The 16,914-nt window shown below is 64.3% G+C and carries 19 protein-coding genes; 6 read left to right on the forward strand and 13 right to left on the reverse strand.

What is annotated here, in order from left to right; all coding sequences use genetic code 11:
• Positions 1 to 115: 115 nt before the first annotated feature.
• The gene (locus tag IVB31_RS06585; protein WP_247320036.1) at positions 116 to 2,209 is read left to right on the forward strand and encodes a HAMP domain-containing methyl-accepting chemotaxis protein; all 2,094 of its coding nucleotides are present in this window, start codon (positions 116 to 118) and stop codon (positions 2,207 to 2,209) included.
• Between the two features lie 21 nt (positions 2,210 to 2,230).
• Here the strand turns inward: IVB31_RS06585 and IVB31_RS06590 are convergent, their stop codons facing one another.
• Positions 2,231 to 2,884 (reverse strand): DUF2865 domain-containing protein, encoded by a 654-nt coding sequence (locus tag IVB31_RS06590; RefSeq protein WP_247320039.1) that lies wholly within the window; start codon positions 2,882 to 2,884, stop codon positions 2,231 to 2,233.
• Positions 2,885 to 2,901: 17 nt separating this feature from the next.
• The gene (locus IVB31_RS06595) at positions 2,902 to 3,687 is read right to left on the reverse strand and encodes a L,D-transpeptidase (protein WP_247320040.1); all 786 of its coding nucleotides are present in this window, start codon (positions 3,685 to 3,687) and stop codon (positions 2,902 to 2,904) included.
• Between the two features lie 202 nt (positions 3,688 to 3,889).
• On the opposite strand from IVB31_RS06595, the gene IVB31_RS06600 reads away from it, so the two are divergent.
• The 5 genes from IVB31_RS06600 to IVB31_RS06620 all read left to right on the forward strand — a co-directional run bounded on the left by IVB31_RS06600 (position 3,890) and on the right by IVB31_RS06620 (position 8,039).
• On the forward strand, positions 3,890 to 5,002 hold the full coding sequence (locus tag IVB31_RS06600; RefSeq protein WP_247320043.1) for an AI-2E family transporter: 1,113 nt from the start codon (positions 3,890 to 3,892) through the stop codon (positions 5,000 to 5,002).
• 78 nt (positions 5,003 to 5,080) lie between these two features.
• Positions 5,081 to 5,452: a DUF883 family protein gene (locus IVB31_RS06605; RefSeq protein ID WP_247320045.1), complete on the forward strand. Its 372-nt coding sequence runs from the start codon at positions 5,081 to 5,083 to the stop codon at positions 5,450 to 5,452.
• Positions 5,453 to 5,527: 75 nt separating this feature from the next.
• Positions 5,528 to 5,983, forward strand: a complete 456-nt coding sequence (locus IVB31_RS06610; RefSeq protein ID WP_247320046.1) for a hypothetical protein — start codon at positions 5,528 to 5,530, stop codon at positions 5,981 to 5,983.
• Positions 5,984 to 6,203: 220 nt separating this feature from the next.
• The gene (locus tag IVB31_RS06615) at positions 6,204 to 7,346 is read left to right on the forward strand and encodes an OpgC domain-containing protein (RefSeq protein WP_247320049.1); all 1,143 of its coding nucleotides are present in this window, start codon (positions 6,204 to 6,206) and stop codon (positions 7,344 to 7,346) included.
• Between the two features lie 84 nt (positions 7,347 to 7,430).
• The gene (locus IVB31_RS06620) at positions 7,431 to 8,039 is read left to right on the forward strand and encodes a TetR/AcrR family transcriptional regulator (RefSeq protein WP_247320379.1); all 609 of its coding nucleotides are present in this window, start codon (positions 7,431 to 7,433) and stop codon (positions 8,037 to 8,039) included.
• A 7-nt stretch (positions 8,040 to 8,046) separates the two neighbouring features.
• Here the strand turns inward: IVB31_RS06620 and IVB31_RS06625 are convergent, their stop codons facing one another.
• From IVB31_RS06625 to IVB31_RS06675, 11 genes are all read right to left on the reverse strand, one after another.
• Entirely contained in the window at positions 8,047 to 9,705 is a 1,659-nt protein-coding gene (locus tag IVB31_RS06625) for an HWE histidine kinase domain-containing protein (protein WP_247320051.1), read from the reverse strand.
• Positions 9,706 to 10,003: 298 nt separating this feature from the next.
• Positions 10,004 to 10,627, reverse strand: a complete 624-nt coding sequence (gene ureG, locus IVB31_RS06630; protein ID WP_247320053.1) for an urease accessory protein UreG — start codon at positions 10,625 to 10,627, stop codon at positions 10,004 to 10,006.
• A 157-nt stretch (positions 10,628 to 10,784) separates the two neighbouring features.
• A complete protein-coding gene (locus tag IVB31_RS06635) occupies positions 10,785 to 11,513 on the reverse strand; it encodes an urease accessory protein UreF (RefSeq protein ID WP_247320382.1) in 729 nt (242 codons plus the stop codon).
• Positions 11,494 to 12,114, reverse strand: coding sequence for an urease accessory protein UreE (locus tag IVB31_RS06640; protein WP_247320055.1), 621 nt, complete (start codon positions 12,112 to 12,114; stop codon positions 11,494 to 11,496). The genes IVB31_RS06635 and IVB31_RS06640 overlap by 20 nt, the downstream gene beginning before the upstream one ends.
• A 12-nt stretch (positions 12,115 to 12,126) precedes the next feature.
• A complete protein-coding gene (locus IVB31_RS06645; protein ID WP_247320057.1) occupies positions 12,127 to 12,426 on the reverse strand; it encodes a putative quinol monooxygenase in 300 nt (99 codons plus the stop codon).
• 129 nt (positions 12,427 to 12,555) lie between these two features.
• Complete coding sequence (gene ureC / locus IVB31_RS06650; protein ID WP_247320058.1) at positions 12,556 to 14,271, reverse strand: urease subunit alpha; 1,716 nt, start codon at positions 14,269 to 14,271, stop codon at positions 12,556 to 12,558.
• A gap of 34 nt (positions 14,272 to 14,305) precedes the next feature.
• Entirely contained in the window at positions 14,306 to 14,845 is a 540-nt protein-coding gene (locus tag IVB31_RS06655) for an HD domain-containing protein (RefSeq protein WP_247320060.1), read from the reverse strand.
• Between the two features lie 57 nt (positions 14,846 to 14,902).
• Positions 14,903 to 15,208, reverse strand: coding sequence for an urease subunit beta (locus IVB31_RS06660; RefSeq protein ID WP_247320078.1), 306 nt, complete (start codon positions 15,206 to 15,208; stop codon positions 14,903 to 14,905).
• Entirely contained in the window at positions 15,209 to 15,721 is a 513-nt protein-coding gene (locus IVB31_RS06665) for a hypothetical protein (protein WP_247320079.1), read from the reverse strand.
• A gap of 5 nt (positions 15,722 to 15,726) precedes the next feature.
• Positions 15,727 to 16,029, reverse strand: a complete 303-nt coding sequence (locus tag IVB31_RS06670) for an urease subunit gamma (RefSeq protein WP_007605424.1) — start codon at positions 16,027 to 16,029, stop codon at positions 15,727 to 15,729.
• A gap of 37 nt (positions 16,030 to 16,066) precedes the next feature.
• Positions 16,067 to 16,897, reverse strand: coding sequence for an urease accessory protein UreD (locus IVB31_RS06675; protein ID WP_247320080.1), 831 nt, complete (start codon positions 16,895 to 16,897; stop codon positions 16,067 to 16,069).
• Between the last annotated feature and the right edge of the window lie 17 nt (positions 16,898 to 16,914).

Below are 16,914 nucleotides of genomic sequence, written 5' to 3' on the forward strand. Positions count from 1 at the left end.
TGCGTTTCACGCGCCTGCCGCGGGCGGACGCATGATGCGTGCATCGTTTTAGCTTTTCGAAGTTCGTGGGGGCTGGCGCGGGGCCGCGAATTTTGAACGCGTACCGGGGTTTCCGATGCTCAATCGCCTGACCGTATCCACGCTGCTGAAGGCAGTGATCCTGTCCACCGCGTTCGTCGTCGTGGGCGGCTTCTGGATCAGCGCATGGAGCTCATGGACCCGGCTTCAGCAGGCCAACCGAATCGTCTCGGTGTCGGCGGCCTCCGCCGATGTGTTCAAGGCCATGGCGAACATCCGCGCCGACCGCTCGACCAGCAGCCGTCAGCTGACCTCCGACATCCAGATGGATAGCGACATCGAGAAATACATCCGCGGCATCCGCAACGAATTGATGCCGGCGCTTGCGCGCGCAATCGACATCTTGCCCTCTATCGATTTGCCCCCGCCTGGGGCGGCGATTGCCGATCTCGACCGGTTGAACAAGGCGCTGCTGGCGCAGCAGGCTGAATTCTGGACCGAGGTCGCCAAGCCCAAGGCATCGCGCCGCGCGGCGCTTGTCAAAGAGTATCTCGAGAGCGAGGACGGGCTGATGGTCATCCTCGAGAAGCTGTCGCCCATGCTGGCTGCGAGCGTCAACCATCAGGACGCAACCATCGACCAACTGCTGATGATCAAACAGATGGCCTGGCTGCTGCGGGTCAACGCGGGTGAATCCTCGCTGATCGTCGGCAATTCGATCAACAGCGGCAAGATCGCGCCGGAGGTCCAGCTCGCCTTCACGAAATGGATCGGCGGCACGGAAACCGCCTGGAGCGCGATCGAGCTCGCCGCATCGGGCATGCAATTGCCGCCGGCGCTGGCTGCGGCCGTGGCGGAAACCAAATCGCTCTATTTCGACCCGCAATTCGTCGCTACGCGCGACGGCATCATCGCCGCGATCGCAAAGGGCGAGAAGGCGTCGATGACCGCCAACCAATGGAGCCCCTACTCGGTCGGCCGCATGGCGAGTGCGATCGGGCTGGCCGATGCCGCGCTCGCCGCGGCGAAGGACCATTCCAGCAACCAGCGCGCAGACGCACTGCAATCGCTGCTGACCCAGCTTGCGCTGCTGATTGCCGCGATCGCGTTCACCGGCGCCGCCATGCTGGCGGTTAGCCGCCGCGTGATCACGCCGCTGCACAGGATACGCGACGCGATGCTGAAGGTGGCCGGCGGTGATCTCAGCGTCGACAACGGCTATCTCGACCGCCACGACGAGATCGGCTCGCTCGCCGGCGCGCTCGATACTTTCAAGCAGCAGGCGATCGACAAGCTCAAGATCGAAGAGCAGGAGCGCGAGCGCAACGCCGGCGCTGCCGCGCGCCAGCGCGCGGTGGAAGCCTATGTCGGCGAGTTCGAAGGCGTGGTGCGCAAATCACTGGGCGAGCTCAGCGAAGCGTCAGGCGAGATGCGCAAGACCTCGGGCGACCTCTCCGCAGTATCGCGCCAGACCAATGCGCGCGTCGAGGTCGCCGGCAAGGCGTCCAACGACGCTTCCATGAGCGTCGACAGCGTCGCGGCGGCCGCCGAGGAGCTTTCAGCCTCGATCAACGACATCAGCCAGCAGGCTGCCCATGCCGCGGGCATTGCCAGCCGCGCCGTCAACCAGGCGCGCGAAACCGACAGCACCGTTCAGGGGCTGGCGCAATCCGCGGGGCGCATCGGCGAGGTCGTAGGCCTCATCAACACCATTGCCGCCCAGACCAATTTGCTCGCACTGAACGCCACGATCGAGGCCGCGCGCGCCGGCGAAGCGGGGCGCGGGTTTGCGGTCGTGGCATCCGAGGTGAAGTCACTGGCGAGCCAGACCGCCAAGGCGACCGAGGAGATTTCGGGGCAGATCGCCGACATTCAAAAAGTCGCCGGCGATGCCATCAACGCGATCCAGGCAATCGGCGGCATCATCGGCGAGGTCAATGAAGTCGCCACCGCTATCGCCGCCGCCGTGCAGGAGCAGGGCGCGGCGACCCAGGAGATCACCCGCAGCACGCAATACGCGGCGCAGGGCACCAAGAACGTCTCGGACAATATGACCGGCGTGAAAGCCGACGCCGACACCGCCGCCGGGGCGGCGGAGAACGTCAAGCAGGCCTCCGAGTTGCTCGAAACCCAGAGCCGCCAGCTTGGTCATCAAGTCAGCGACTTCCTCGGCAAGATCCGCGCGGCGTAGGCTGCGGATCGGAGTCGCCCCCTACTCCTTCGCCACCACCGGCACCTGGCGGAATCTCGCCCGCACCGAGTCCGGCAGCGGGGAGAAGTTCATTGCGACGCCGCGGCGGTCGTTGGCATTGCGGCTGGCGACCACTAGGCCATCGGCGCCCGCGACGATGTCGCCCTTGCGCAAGGTGGGATCATCGTCGATCTTGACCTGGGCGAGCCCGGCCGGGTCCTTGCCGTTGCAGGTGCAGCCCGCCACGATCTCGTTGCGGAAACGGAAGGCGTTCGGCAGGTCGGAATAGGATTTTCCCTTGTCGGTCGTGGCGTCGTCGATATTGCCGCCATAGACCAGCGAGGTCTCTGACGCCGGGCAGAAGCTCTTGCAGGACTGCGCCTTGCTCTCGGCATCGTTTCCTTGCGCCGGGAAATAGCGACCGTCGCAACCGCGCACGCAATAGGCCGTGCCGCCGCCATAGGAGGCCCGCTGGCGCGGCGCGTCGTAGCGCGGCATGTCTTCGTTCGCGAAAGGCATCTGGATTTGCGGCGGAGGCCGCCGTCCCAATCCACCAAATAATGCCGAGAAGAAATCCTCCGCATGCGCCGAAGGCGTCAGGGCGAGCCCCAAGGAGGCGACGGCGAAGAACGCCGCCGCGGTACCGGCCAGTTTGCCGATCGAACGTCTCGTCATGTGACCTCACCCAACTCTTAGTTCACGGCCGACGTCGCGATGTTCAGCGCCTGCCGGCCAGAGGGCAGCGTCGTCAATGCCGGGCGCTTGCGCACGGGATCACTGCCCCTCGCCATCAGCGGCGCGTTCTTCGGCAGCACCACGACCTTGGCGCCGACATTGACGCGGCTAAACAGGTCGGTGACGTCCTCGTTGGTCATGCGAATGCAGCCGGACGAGACGAATTTGCCGATCGTGGTGGGATCGTTGGTGCCGTGGATGCGGTATTCGCTCGAACCGAGATACATCGCCCGCGCGCCGAGCGGATTGCCGGGACCGCCGGCGACGAAGCGCGGCAGATAAGGCTGGCGGGCGATCATCTCGGCCGGCGGATGCCAGTCCGGCCATTCCGCCTTGCGGCTGACGCTCTGCACGCCCGACCAGGTGAAGCCCTCGCGGCCGACGCCGACGCCGTATCGGATCGCGCGACCGTTGCCCAGCACGTAGTAGAGATAAGTGTTGTTGGTATCGATAACGATAGTGCCCGCCGGCTCGCTCCGGTCGAAGCTGACAATCTGCTTGCGCAGGCGATCGGGCAGCGCGGCATCTTCGTCGGAGGCCTGCGACTCCTGGCTTGCATAGCCTTGGCTTGCGTAGCCTTGGCTTGCATATCCTTGCGAATAGCCCTGATCCTGCGGATAGGTATAGCCCAGCGTCTGCGCGCTTGCGGCGCCGAAAGGCACGGCGAGCAGAGCAGTCGCGAAGGTGAAAGCGGTGATGCGGCGCGGCGAAAAGCGGCGTCGGACTGCAGAGAACTTCGTCATGTGCTGCCCCGTGGATGCCTGCATCAGGGTGATGCGCTGGTCTGGTAACGCGGTCGAGCCGCTACAAGTTCCGCCGGATGCGGCGACCGCGTCACAGTCAAGCGGGCGTCTCTTCACGAAGCCGCGATGGAACCCGCGGCGAGTTCGCACGTTTCACCCCGTAACGGTGCGCGGACCGAAGCTTCCGTGCCGGAGAGGTGTTGTGCGCGTCCTTCCCAGTGAACGTATGATCCCCGGCAACGGCGAAGGCACACCGCTTCCCGAGAGCCACGGCGAACTTCCGCCGGTGATCCGCCGCACCGAATTCGTCGCCTTTTCGCTCGCGGGACTGCTTCTCATCGCAGTCGTCGCCGTGCTCTATGTCGGCAAGGCTTTCTTCCTGCCCGTCGTGATGGCCTTCGTCACCGGCACGATGCTTTCACCGGCGGCAACCTTCCTGGAGAAGCGGAAAGTGCCGCGGGGGCTCGCCGCGGCCTTGATCGTGATCGCGGTAACAGCCGTGGTCGGCTTCCTCGTCGCGCTGATCGCCTCGCCTGTGATGGAATGGAGCTCGCGCCTGCCCGAACTGGGCGCGCAGTTGAAGGACAAGCTGCACGTGTTCGACCGGCCGCTGGCGCTGTGGCGGGAGCTGCAGACCATGGTCGGCGGCTCGGAGGGGCTGCCCAACTTCCAGATGCCGAAATTCGAATGGGTGCAGCCGACGCTGGAATTTTTGTCGCCGACCTTCACCGAGTTCCTGCTGTTCTTCGTCACCCTCATCCTGTTCATCGCGAGCTGGCGCGATCTGCGCCGCGCGATGATCATGACCTTCAGCGATCGCGACGCACGGCTGCGCACGCTTCGGATCCTCAACGAGATCGAGGTCCATCTCGGCAACTATCTTCTGACCGTGACCCTCATCAATATCGGCGTCGGCGTTGGCGCCGGCCTCGTCTGTGCGGTCACCGGCATGCCCAATCCGGCCGGCCTCGGCGCCCTCGCGGCCGCCCTCAACTTTATTCCGATCATCGGGCCGGTTGCGATGTTCGCCGTTCTGGTCCTGGTCGGGCTGGTCACCTTCCCGACCATCGGAGGCGGCCTGATGGCGGCGCTCGCCTTTGGCGGCCTCACTTTCCTGGAGGGACACTTTGTCACGCCGACCATCATCGGCCGGCGGCTGGAGCTCAATGCGCTCGCCGTGCTGCTGGCGCTGGCATTCTGGACCTGGCTGTGGGGGCCGATGGGCGCGTTTCTGTCGTCGCCGCTTCTGATCGTCGCGCTGATCTTGAAGGAGCATCTGCTGCCGACGGATTCGCCGCAGCTGCCGCAAACCTGACCGGTTTCTCAGAACGGAACTTACCCCGCGACGAAACGTTTTCCGGCTATCTCAGCCGTCAACAGCTCGGAGCTCCCGATGTCCACGACCAATGCCGAAGCCGGGATGAGAGACTGGACCGACAAAGCCACCAGAGAACGCCTCGAGAAGGATGTAGCAGCCGTGAAAAGCGATATCGCCGCCCTCACCGATCAGATCACCGACGCGCTCAATACCTTTGCGAATTCCTCCAGCAAGCAGGCCCGCCGCGGCTACCGCCAGGCACGTGAGAACGTGGATTCCGCGATCGACGATATGTCGGAGCGCGGCAGCGCGATGATGGGCGCGGCACAGGAAGCCTATGGATCGATGGAGGAGACGCTGGAGGACGCAATCACGCAGCGGCCGCTCGCGACCGTCGGGCTTGCGCTCGGAATCGGCTTCCTGATCGGCGCAGCCTGGCGCCGCTGAGCTGGCGAACGGGTTTTGAGACGGCGGCGCTGCGGCGCCGCCCATGCCGGCTTGTGGGGTTTGAGGAGCAAGGCCATGTTTCAGCGCATCATCGACGGGATCATTGCATCCACGGGCACGACTGTGCGGCTGACCTCGTTGGCTGCGGGTGCGGCATTCGCGCTCTTCATCACCACGTGCTTTCTGTGCGCGGCGGCATTCATCTCGGTGCTGGAAAAATATGGTCCGGTGCAAGCCTGCCTCGCCGGTGCCGGCGTTTTCTTCCTGCTGACCCTCACCGCGGCGGTGAGCTACTGGGCCTACAAGCGGCAGTTGCGCAAGCAAGCTCATATCGCGGCTGAGCGCGCCGCGAAGTCGACCGCGCAGAGCATGCTCGCGGACCCCATGCTGCTCGCCACGGGTCTCCAGATCGTTCGCGCCATCGGCGTCAAGCGGCTGTTGCCGATCCTGGCGATCGGCGGCGTCGCCCTCGGCATCATGGCGAGCCGCGCCGGCGTCTCCGACGACGCCTCGGCCGAGCCTGCCGAGTAGCCATGGTCTGAGTTGCTGTGGCTCTCTGATCTCGCGCGTACTCTTCCCATTGCGAAAGTTGCGTCCGGGGCTGAGCAAATGAGGCCAGGCGATCCGCTATCGGCCCTTGCGCAATTTTTCATCAGCCGGACAATAGGGCTCCTTCACGCAAACGCTACTCGGATAGGCTGGCGGTTGCCGCTAAAAGCGGCGCCCGTGATTCCAAAAGCTAATTTTTTCGATGAAACCATCCGTCAAGGCGAACCTCGCCGCATTCCGTCACGACGCCAGGCTGTATTTGACCCTCGGCATTGCCAACTGGTCGGTGTTCGTCGACCATATCCCGAACAACGTCGTCAATTTGCTGACGCTACGCAATTTCGGCTTCAGCGGCGCTGCGGACCTGTTCGTGTTCGTCGTGGGCTACGGCGTCGCCGTCATCCACGGCAGGATGGCGCTGGAGCGCGGCTACGTCGTCGCGGCGACGCGCATCTTCCGCCGAGCCTGGCGCCTCTATGCCGCCTATGTCGTGCTGTTCGTGATCTATATTGCCACCATCGCCTATGTCGCTTCGCAGTCGATGGCGCCGGAGATCATTCAGGAATACAATATCTCGGGGATTCTCGAGCACCCCCTGCGCATCCTGGTCCAGGGATTGGTGCTCCAGGAAGAACCGCTCAACCTCGACCTTCTGCAACTGATGATCCCGCTGATGGCGTTCTTCCCATTCGCACTGTGGGGTCTGCTGCGACGTCCGAACCTGACGCTGGCGATGTCGGTCGCGCTGTATCTCGGCGCGCGGTGGTACGGCTGGAATTTTCGCGCCTACCCCGATCAGGAATGGACCTTCAATCCGCTGTGCTGGCAGATGCTGATGGTGCTGGGCGGCTGGTTCGCCGTGACAGACGCACCCGGGCGCGCGCTGCGCGACATGCCATGGCTGCGGATACTCGCGGGGACCTATCTCGTGTTCGCGATGGCCGTCACCTTGATGCGGCATTCGCCGGAACTGTCCGCCTATTTGCCGGACATTCTCCTCAACAGCATCGCGCCCACCGACAAGGAAAACCTCGCGCCCTACCGCGTGGTTCACTTCCTCGCGCTCGCCTTCCTCGCGACCCATCTCATTCCGGCGGATCATCCCGGGCTGCAATTGAAGCCGCTCCAGGCGGTCATCAGATGCGGCGAGGAATGGCTCGCCGTGTTCTGCGTCGCCGTGTTCCTGTCCTTTGCCGGCCATCTCATCCTCATCACCGGCGCCAATCTGGTGGTGATGCAGATCGCCGTGAGCCTCGCCGGTTTCGCCGCGATGACCGCGGTGGCCTATTACGTCTCTTGGTCGAGGCGGCAGGACTTGCCGGCCGCCTTGCGGCAGCAGGCCTAGCCAAAGGATCGTGCGATTGTGCTAGGCCGAAAGCGGCGGCTGCGCTATGCGGGTTAACTCTGCGTGAGGAGACCGGGCGTGGCGATGGCGAAAGGCGGGGGTGACGAGACCGACAGCGCGCCCCGGCGCGGCCGGCCAAGGTCGATGGAGACCAGCAACGCCATTCTCGAAAGCGCCTATGTGCTGATGGCCGCGACCGGCCTTGCCGCCACCACCATCGACGCGGTCGCGCGGCACTCCAGCGTCTCCAAGATGACGATCTACAAATGGTGGCCGTCCCGCGAGGCGTTGCTGATCGACGCCTTCCTCCACCATGCCGCGCAAATGCTGCCGCTGCCGCCCGCGAGCTCCGGCAGCCCCGCCGCGCGCGCACGCCGCCATGCCGCGGCCTATGCCGAAGCGCTCCAGGATGAGTTCGGCAAGGTCCAGCTCGCCGTCATCTCCGAATGCATTTCCAAGACCGGGTCCGCCGAGCTGTTCTACGCCCGCTATCTGCAATTCCGCCGCGACGCACTGGTGGAGATGATCGCCGCGGGCCAGAACGACGGCAGCATTCTGGCGGAAGGAGCGCCCGAGGATCTCTACGACGCGATCTATGGCGGCCTGTTCTACCGCTACGTCTTCGGCATCGCGCCGATCACGCCCGCCTACGCGCGGAATCTGGTTGACCTCGTGCTGCGGCCTAAGAGCTAGCCTCGAATTACCGTGCCGGCCGGATCGGTGCTGAAAGCTTGTCGGTGCGGTCGCGCTCGGTCATGTCCTCGACCGTCTCCATCGGTGCGGTCAGCTCGTAGACATAAGAGACGTCGGTGAAATAGCGCTTGGCGGTGCCGCCGAGCGCCTCGGGCGCGACGCGGTCGAGCAGGATCAGACCGAAATCGGAATCGGGGCGGCGCGTCGCCTCGCTGGTGTTGAATTCCTCCCAACGGAAATGGAAGACCTCGCCGGTCCCCTCACTCGTCACCGTCCAATCGGCGGTGATGTGCGGATGCTTGCCGACCAGCGACAGGCCCTCGTCGGAATGCGAGGCGAGTTCGAAGAACAGCAGCGACAGGCTCTGCGCCGCGCGCGCGCTGACTGCGATATCAGGACCGGTGACGGCGATGCGGTCGGCATGCGGGATGGCGCGCGCCTCGAACAGGCCTTTCAGCTTGACGCCCTGCCACTGGCTCTCGCTGAGCAGCGAGACGACGTTGGACATGGCGTGGATACGGCCGATCAGGAGCTCGCGCGCGACGTCGATGTCGGAGCCATGGCGCAGCGTGCGCGTCACGATCGACTGGATCACCGCCAGGATGTTCTTGACCCGGTGGTTGAGCTCGTCGATCACCGCCGTCAGCCGACGCTCGAAGCCGATTCTGACCTGGATTTCCCGGCTCAGCCGCAAATTGTTGTAGGCGACATAGCCGAACAGACCGCACACCATGGCGGTGATCGCAAAGCCGATCGCCGCCACGATGATCGCGGTCTGCTCGGCGCGACGTGCCGAATTGCTCTTGGCATAATAGCCGAGCTGCCAGTCGCGACCACCGAAGCTCACCGTGCGCGTCGCCGACGGCGCCGGCCCGTCTGCCGCCGTCGTGCGGGCCGAGACCACGCCTTGATCATTGGCGACGAGCTCTCCACCCTCCCTGCGCGGATCCTTCAGCGCGACCGCAAACAGCGACATGTCGTCGTTGGTCAGCATCAGGGAGGCGAGCTCGTAAGAGAATGTGATGAAGCCCGCCGGCTCGGTCGCACCTTCGGGGATGACGGGAGCGGCCACGATGATGCCGATCGGCCCGCCGGCGCGCAGGAGAGGAACCGGTTCTGAGGCAACCGACCTCTTCTCCACTCTGGCGCGCGTCAGCATGGCGCTGCGCACCTGATCCTGGTCGTAGCTGCGGCCGGGCAGCGCCTTGGTCTCGTTGCTGCGCGGTTCGAGGTCCATCAGCACGTCGACTGGCTGGGCGACGCTTGCCGGGTCGAGCGGCTTATCGTCATAGGTGCGGATCTGCGGATTGGGGAAGCCGGCACTGGCGATGGCGGCCTGCGCATCGGCGAGCTCGTTCGGCTTCAGGCGCGCGACCCAGCCGGCCACCACGAAATCGGTCTTGAAGGCATAGATGGCCGAGCGCAACGGTTCGAGCATGTTCGGCTTGAGCACCGACGGTGTCCGGAACAGGCCGGAGGCAACCCGCGCGAGCAGTTCGCGCTCGGTGAGCCGGTCTTGGACCAGGCTCGCATGGACGTCGAGGGCGCGCGCCAGCGCGATCCGGTCCAACGCCAGCTCCTGATCGTGGACGCGATAGGCCGCAAGCCCGGAGAGCAGGGCTCCGAGCAGGGCGATGAAGCCGATGATGAAACCCAGCCGGACCACGCGACTACTCAGGCAAAAGCAGGAGGTCGGCAATAAACACGGAGCATAAGAACGCCGCTCGAACGGCCATGTGCCGAAACAGGGTGAACCCCGGTGGCAGAGATAATGAAGGAGGAGGCATTGGCACGCAACTTGGGTCGCCTGAAAAGCTTAATCCGCCCGGCCGATGGTCAGGACGGGATGGATTTGCTCCCGGGGACCGGAGGTAGTTAATCGCCGTGTCCGAAATTTGTTCCACGGATGCAGCTCTGCCGGGGCGCTAACGGAGAAAAACGCCTGCGTTAAGTCATCGCGTCCGTCAGCCAGCCCGTTTCAAGCCGCCTTTGGCCTCGATGAAGCCGATGATGCGGTCGAGCCCCTGGCTCTTCTTCAGGTTGGTCATGACGAACGGACGCGCCCCGCGCATGCGCCTGGCGTCCGTCTCCATCTTTTCCAGGGAGGCGCCAACATGGGGGGCCAGGTCGATCTTGTTGATGACGAGGAGGTCGGACCGGGTGATCCCCGGGCCACCCTTGGACGGGATCTTGTCGCCGGCCGCCACGTCGATGACGTAAATGGTGAGGTCGGCGAGCTCCGGGGAAAAAGTGGCAGCGAGGTTATCGCCGCCGGATTCGATCAGCACGAGGTCGAGCCCAGGAAATTTTGCGCGCATGTCCGCGACCGCGGCCAGATTCATCGAGGCATCCTCGCGGATCGCGGTGTGCGGGCAGCCGCCGGTCTCGACGCCGGCGATGCGGTCCGGCGTCAGCGAGCCCGAGCGCACCAGGAATTCCGCATCCCATTTGGTGTAGATGTCGTTGGTGATCGCGGCGATGTCGTAGCGCTCGCGCATGGTCTTGCAGAGCAGGTCCATCAGCGCGGTCTTGCCCGATCCGACCGGGCCGCCAATGCCAACACGCAAGGGACCGTGAGAAGTTGCCATGTCCACCTCTATCGTCGTCCCGGCGAAGGCCGGGACCCATAACCACGAAAGTCACTTGTTGCCATGAGCTGGAGCCACAGCGCTCCACAACCATAGACATTTGTGGCTATGGGTCCCGGCATTCGCCGGGACGACGATCGGTTAGACTCCGCATCGCTCATGACCGAAACAGCCGCGTATATTGCGTCTCGTGCCGCAGGCTGGCGAGGTCGGCGCGGAATGTCGCGCTGCCGAGATCGTCCAAGGTCGCAAGCAGCGCACGGTTTGCGGTCGCGGCAACCGCGGCTTCCAGCCTCACCAGCACGCGCTGGCTGTCGGTCTGGCCGAGCGGAATGAGCCGGCTGGCCGCGGAAATCCAGTTCGAGACCAGCGCATGCAGGAAGGCGTGCAAGGTCGGCGCCAGCGGCACGCCGTGCGCCGCGGCAACGACGCCGACCGCCACAGGGTAGACCAGCGGCGTGCGGCATGCCGCTACCATGGCATCCAGGCCGTCGGCATCCCACGCGGCGCGGGCGATGTCGATGAAGGCGCGGCCCTGCGAGGTCGTCTCCAGCTGCCGCTCGCGCGACGGCACGAAAGCGGCGGCAAGCTCGGCGATATCGCTCAAGGTGGCGCCCTCGCCCAGTTCAGCGGCGCGATAAGCGTGAACCAGAAACGTCGCGTCGCAGAAACCCGAGCCATCGCCGAGCATCGCATCGAGCCACTCGGTCAGAGTCGCGGTGTCCGTGATGTCACCGGCCTCGACCGCCCATTCGAGGCCGCTGGAATAGGAGAAGCCGCCGACCGGAAACGCCGGGGAAAGCCAGGTCATCAGCCGGTACAGCGCCGCCGCCTCGCGCTCCGCGAGGTCGCAGGCCGCGACCGGCTCATTTGTGGTCATGAGCATGCTTGTGGCCGTGGTGATGGTCGGGGTGATCGCAATGCTCGTCGTGATGATGATGGTCGTGGCTGTGACCGTGGTCATGCGCCGCATGATCATGACCGTGGTGGTCATGATCATGGTGATCGTGACCGTGATCATGATGCGCGTGGTCGTCGTGGCCATGCGCGTGGCCGGCGTCGGCATAGGCACCGCCTTCGGGATCGAACGGCGCCTCGATCTCGATCACGCGCGCACCGAGGCCCTTCACCATGGCTTCGATGACGTGGTCGCGGCGGATGCGCAGGCCCTTGGCCATGATCTGCGTCGGCAGATGGCGATTGCCGAGATGCCAGCCGACACGGATGAGATGGTGCGGATCGTGGCCGCGGATCTCCAGCAACGGCTCGGGTGCGGCGACCACCTCGACCAGCCGTCCGTCCTCCAGCACCAACGCATCGCCGCCGCGCAGCGCGACGGCATTCTCCAGGTCGAGCAGAAATTCGAGACCGCGCGTCCCCGTCATCGCCATGCGGCGACGGTGCCGATCGTCGAAGTCGAGCACCACCGTATCCGCCGGCGTTTCCGTGAAACGGTGCTGTCCCTTAACCTGCGTCGCCCGGATCATGTTTCTACCCTGTTACCGTGTCTCGACCTTCTCGGGCGTGATGTATTCGATCTTCGGCGGCGCCGTGAAGCACTTCACCGCGACACGGCCGAACGTCTTCATGTGCTCGGCAACGCGATGCGGCCCCAGCGCTTCCATGTTCTCCCACTGCTCGACGAACACCATCTTGCTGGGATCGGTGACGCTCTCATGCAGATCATAGGCGATATTGCCGGGTTCTTTCCGGGTCTCATTGATGCAGGCGGTGGCGGCTGCGATGAATTCGGCGCGCGTTTCGGGCTTGATGGTCAGGGTGGCGACGACGTAAATCACGAGAATTCCTCCCGGCTTTTCTTTAGGGCTTCAGATACCGGGCGGGACATTAGACCAGGCGGGATCGAACGCAACACCGTAAATCCGCTTCCCCGGCTGCGCGCCGGGGACATGTGTAGAGGCGCTATTTCAGTACATGAAATATCGCTGCGCCATCGGCAGCACCTCGGCCGGTGCGCAGGTGAGAAGCTCGCCGTCGGCGCGCACCTCATAGGTCTCCGGATCGACCTCAATATTTGGCGTGGCGTCGTTGTGGATCATACTCTTCTTCGAGATTTTTCCGCGGGTGTTCTGGACCGCGTAGAGCTTCTTGTCGATGCCGAGTTTCCGCGCGAGGCCGCCGGTGATGGCGGCTTTCGAGGTGAACACCACGGACGACGCGGTGCGCGCCTTGCCGAAGGCGCCGAACATCGGCTGGTAGTGCACCGGCTGGGGCGTCGGGATCGAGGCGTTCGGGTCACCCATGGGAGCAGCGACGATCATGCCGCCCTTGACGATGCAGTCCGGCTTGACGCCGAAGAAGGCCGGCGACCATAGCACGAGATCGGCGAGCTTGCCCTTCTCCACCGAGCCGATCAGCTTCGACACGCCATGGGCGATCGCCGGATTGATCGTGTATTTGGCGATGTAGCGCTTGACGCGGAAATTGTCGTTGTCCTTGCCCTTGTCCTGCGGCAGCGATCCACGCTGCTTCTTCATCTTGTCGGCGGTCTGCCAGGTGCGGATGATGACCTCACCGAGGCGGCCCATGGCCTGCGAATCCGAGGACATCATCGAGAGCGCGCCCAGATCATGCAGAATATCTTCGGCCGCGATCGTCTCCTTGCGGATGCGGCTTTCGGCGAAGGCGAGGTCCTCGGCGATCGAGGGATCGAGGTGGTGGCACACCATCAGCATGTCCAGATGCTCGTCGATGGTGTTGCGGGTGAAGGGCCGCGTCGGATTGGTCGAGGACGGCAGCACGTTCTTCAGGCCCGCGACCTTGATGATATCAGGGGCGTGCCCGCCGCCGGCGCCTTCGGTGTGGAAGGCGTGGATGGTGCGGCCCTTGAACGCCTTGATGGTGTCCTCGACGAAGCCGGATTCGTTCAGCGTGTCGGTGTGGATCATCACCTGAATGTCGTAATCGTCGGCGACCGACAGACAATTGTCGATCGCGGCAGGCGTCGTGCCCCAATCCTCGTGCAGCTTCAGCGCGCAGGCGCCGGCCTTGATCATCTCGACCAGGGCCGCGGGCCGCGAGGCGTTGCCCTTGCCGGAGATGCCGAGATTGACCGGGAAGGCGTCGAACGACTGGATCATCCGCCCCATGTGCCACGGCCCCGGCGTGCAGGTGGTGGCGAAGGTGCCGTGCGAGGGACCGGTGCCGCCGCCAAGCATCGAGGTGACGCCAGACATCAGTGCGTGCTCGATCTGCTGCGGGCAGATGAAATGGATGTGGCTGTCGAAGCCGCCGGCGGTGAGGATCTTGCCTTCGCCCGCGATCACGTCTGTGCCGGGGCCGATGATGATGGTGACGCCCGGCTGGATGTCGGGGTTACCCGCTTTGCCGATGCCGGCGATCATGCCGTCCTTGATCGCGACGTCGGCCTTCACGATGCCCCAATGGTCGACGATCAGGGCATTGGTGATCACGGTATCAGCCGCGCCCTGCTTGTTGGTGACCTGCGACTGCCCCATGCCGTCGCGGATCACCTTGCCGCCGCCGAACTTCACCTCCTCGCCATAGGCGGTGAAATCCTTCTCCACCTCGATGATGAGATCGGTATCGGCCAGCCGCACCTTGTCGCCGGTGGTCGGGCCGAACATGTCGGCATAGACGGAACGCTTTATTTTGACGGACATCACAAGCCCCGTTTTCGTTTGAATTTTTGGCCGTTCACAGCAAGGCCCTCGTTGCTTTCACCGCATCGTCGAATTTCTCATCCAGCCACGCATTGCCGCCGCGGCAGCCCGCAACGACCTGCGTGGCCCACGCGAAGTAATCAGCGAGATCGTCGCGCTCCTCGGCACTCGGATCGGTTTGAATGCGCGCGCCGATATTACTGATCTTGTCGGCGATCTTGATCAATTTCGCGCCGGCGGATTTTTTCGGTGCGTCCATCACCTGCCGCCGCCGACGCTCGGCCTTCGGCAGGTTCATGTCGTCGGTGCATTCTGCGACGAGCGACGCAACGCGCTCGGAAAATCGCTGCGCGAGTTCCTCCCGCGTGGTGTCGGTGTCCTCGATCGTATCGTGCAGCCAGCCGGCCGCAACCAGCTCGGCGTCGGCGCCATCGGTTGCGGTCGCCAGCAGGTTTGCGACCTCGGCAAGATGATTGACATAGGGCTCGTTGCCGCGCCCCTTGCGCGCCATGCCGTTGTGGCGGCGCGCAGCGAACTCGGCAGCTTTGGACACGAGGCGGATGGATGTCAGCATGGCAAAGACCTCCGTTTTCGCCTCAACCGTACCGCATCGCGCTCGTTCCTCCGGATGTCACAGCTTTCCCATCACATCACCACGAAACCCGTAAATCATCTTCTTGCCGGCCACCGCGACGAGCTGGACGTCGCGGGTCTGGCCGGGTTCGAAGCGGACGGCGGTGCCGGCCGCGATGTCGAGGCGCATGCCGCGGGACTTCTTGCGGTCGAATTTCAGAGCCGGGTTGGTCTCGAAGAAATGGTAGTGCGAGCCGACCTGGATTGGGCGGTCACCGGTGTTGGCCACCGTCAGCGTCACGGTCTTGCGGCCGGCATTGAGCTCGATCTCGCCGTCCTGGATGAAGAGTTCGCCGGGGATCAATCAACCCTCCCATTCATAATAGTGGCCACGGACTTTCGCCTGCCATTTCATCAAGACCTGGCGGACAGGACTCCGCTTCTTTCCAAAGTCCGCGACGGTCGGCATCTTGTGGACGAAGACATCCGTGACGCCTTCATCGAAAATTCCTCCCGTGATTCCTGGTTCGCGGAAGACGAGAACCGGAAGCCGCAGCGAGAACAAGATTCCTGCCTCGAGATGATTCCATGGTGTCGGCATCGGCACATTGCTCAACGGCGTGTCCCGCACTCCGGGCTTCGCGATCCCAGCCTGCACGAGCGTCTGAGTGAAGCCAAGAACAATTCCCCCGGAACATCTCCGTGAGATCTGGATGACCTCCTTGAGCGGCGCTTCGTCGGGGTAGTCCGATTGCCCCAGCCTGCGTTCCTCCAAACCGAGATCGTCAAGCGCGGCGATAACCGCATCATAAACGAGCTTCTGCTCCGGGCTCAGGTTCTCGGTCGATGGCGCTGAGACGAACACCGGAATGAGCATAGTCTTTACCTGATCGGCTCGTGCACGGTGACGAGCTTGGTGCCGTCCGGGAATGTCGCCTCGACCTGGATGTCGTGGATCATTTCGGGGATACCCGGCATCACCTGGTCGCGGGTGAGCACCTGCGCGCCGGATTGCATCAGCTCGGCGACGGTGCGGCCGTCGCGCGCGCCTTCGAGGATGAAATCGGAGATGATGGCGATCGCCTCGGGATGGTTGAGTTTGACGCCGCGATCCAGCCGGCGGCGGGCGACGATGGCCGCCATCGAAATCAGAAGCTTGTCCTTTTCGCGGGGAGACAGGTTCATGAAGAATCTCTTCCGTTCAACTCATCAATTCAGCCGGTCAATTCAGCCAGAGCCGCGGCAACGCTGCACCGGTGCGCGCCAGCACGGCCATCATGTCGGCGCGCAAGCGCGCGGCATCTTGGGCACAGAACCGCGCCATTGCAAACCCATTCCAGGCCGAGATTCCGACCTCGCCGGAGAACGATTCCGAGGCCTCACGGATGCGATCCACGAGCGCCTCGTCACCGGGCACGATCAAAGCCGTGCCGATCGCCGCGCCGCCCTTCGCGACCGACGCCCGCCCGAGTTTTGCGCCGATATTGCCGTCGAGCCTGACGGTCTCGGCAAACACGAGTCTGCCGCCGCGGCGCAGCCGCCAGCGGTCGACGAACTCGCCCTGCTCCATCCGCTCGCCCATGGCGGTGCGGCCGAACACGACGATCTCGCAAAGCAGGAGCGAGGCCGTCTCATCGAGCGCGATGTCGAAGCTCCGATGGACACGGGCGCGATCGAACAGGATCGTCTCCTGGGGCAACCAGCCAAGATGCGCGCCCGCGGCGACCTTCAAGGCGATATTGAGCTGCGCCGCCGCCCCGGTCGCCCGATAAACCTTCTCGGCTGCCGCCGTGGTCAGCGTCAGGCGCGAACCCGCGTCCGCGGCAATGTCGATATCGAAATTGTCCCCGCCGGCAACGCCGCCGGCCGTGTTGACGAACACGCCGGAGAGGCCCTCTCCTTCCGGCGAGGGAAAGCGGACACGCAAGGACCCGGACTCATGCACGACCCCGCGCCGCGTCACGCCGTCGCGCGCATGGACGTCGAAGCGCACTGCGCCGCGGGCACGATTGGCTTCAAACACCGAAGCTGTCGTCAGGACGTCGCTGCGCATCCGCCTCCCCAGCCGGT

The sequence above is a fragment of the Bradyrhizobium sp. 21 genome (assembly GCF_023073335.1).
Classification (GTDB): domain Bacteria; phylum Pseudomonadota; class Alphaproteobacteria; order Rhizobiales; family Xanthobacteraceae; genus Bradyrhizobium.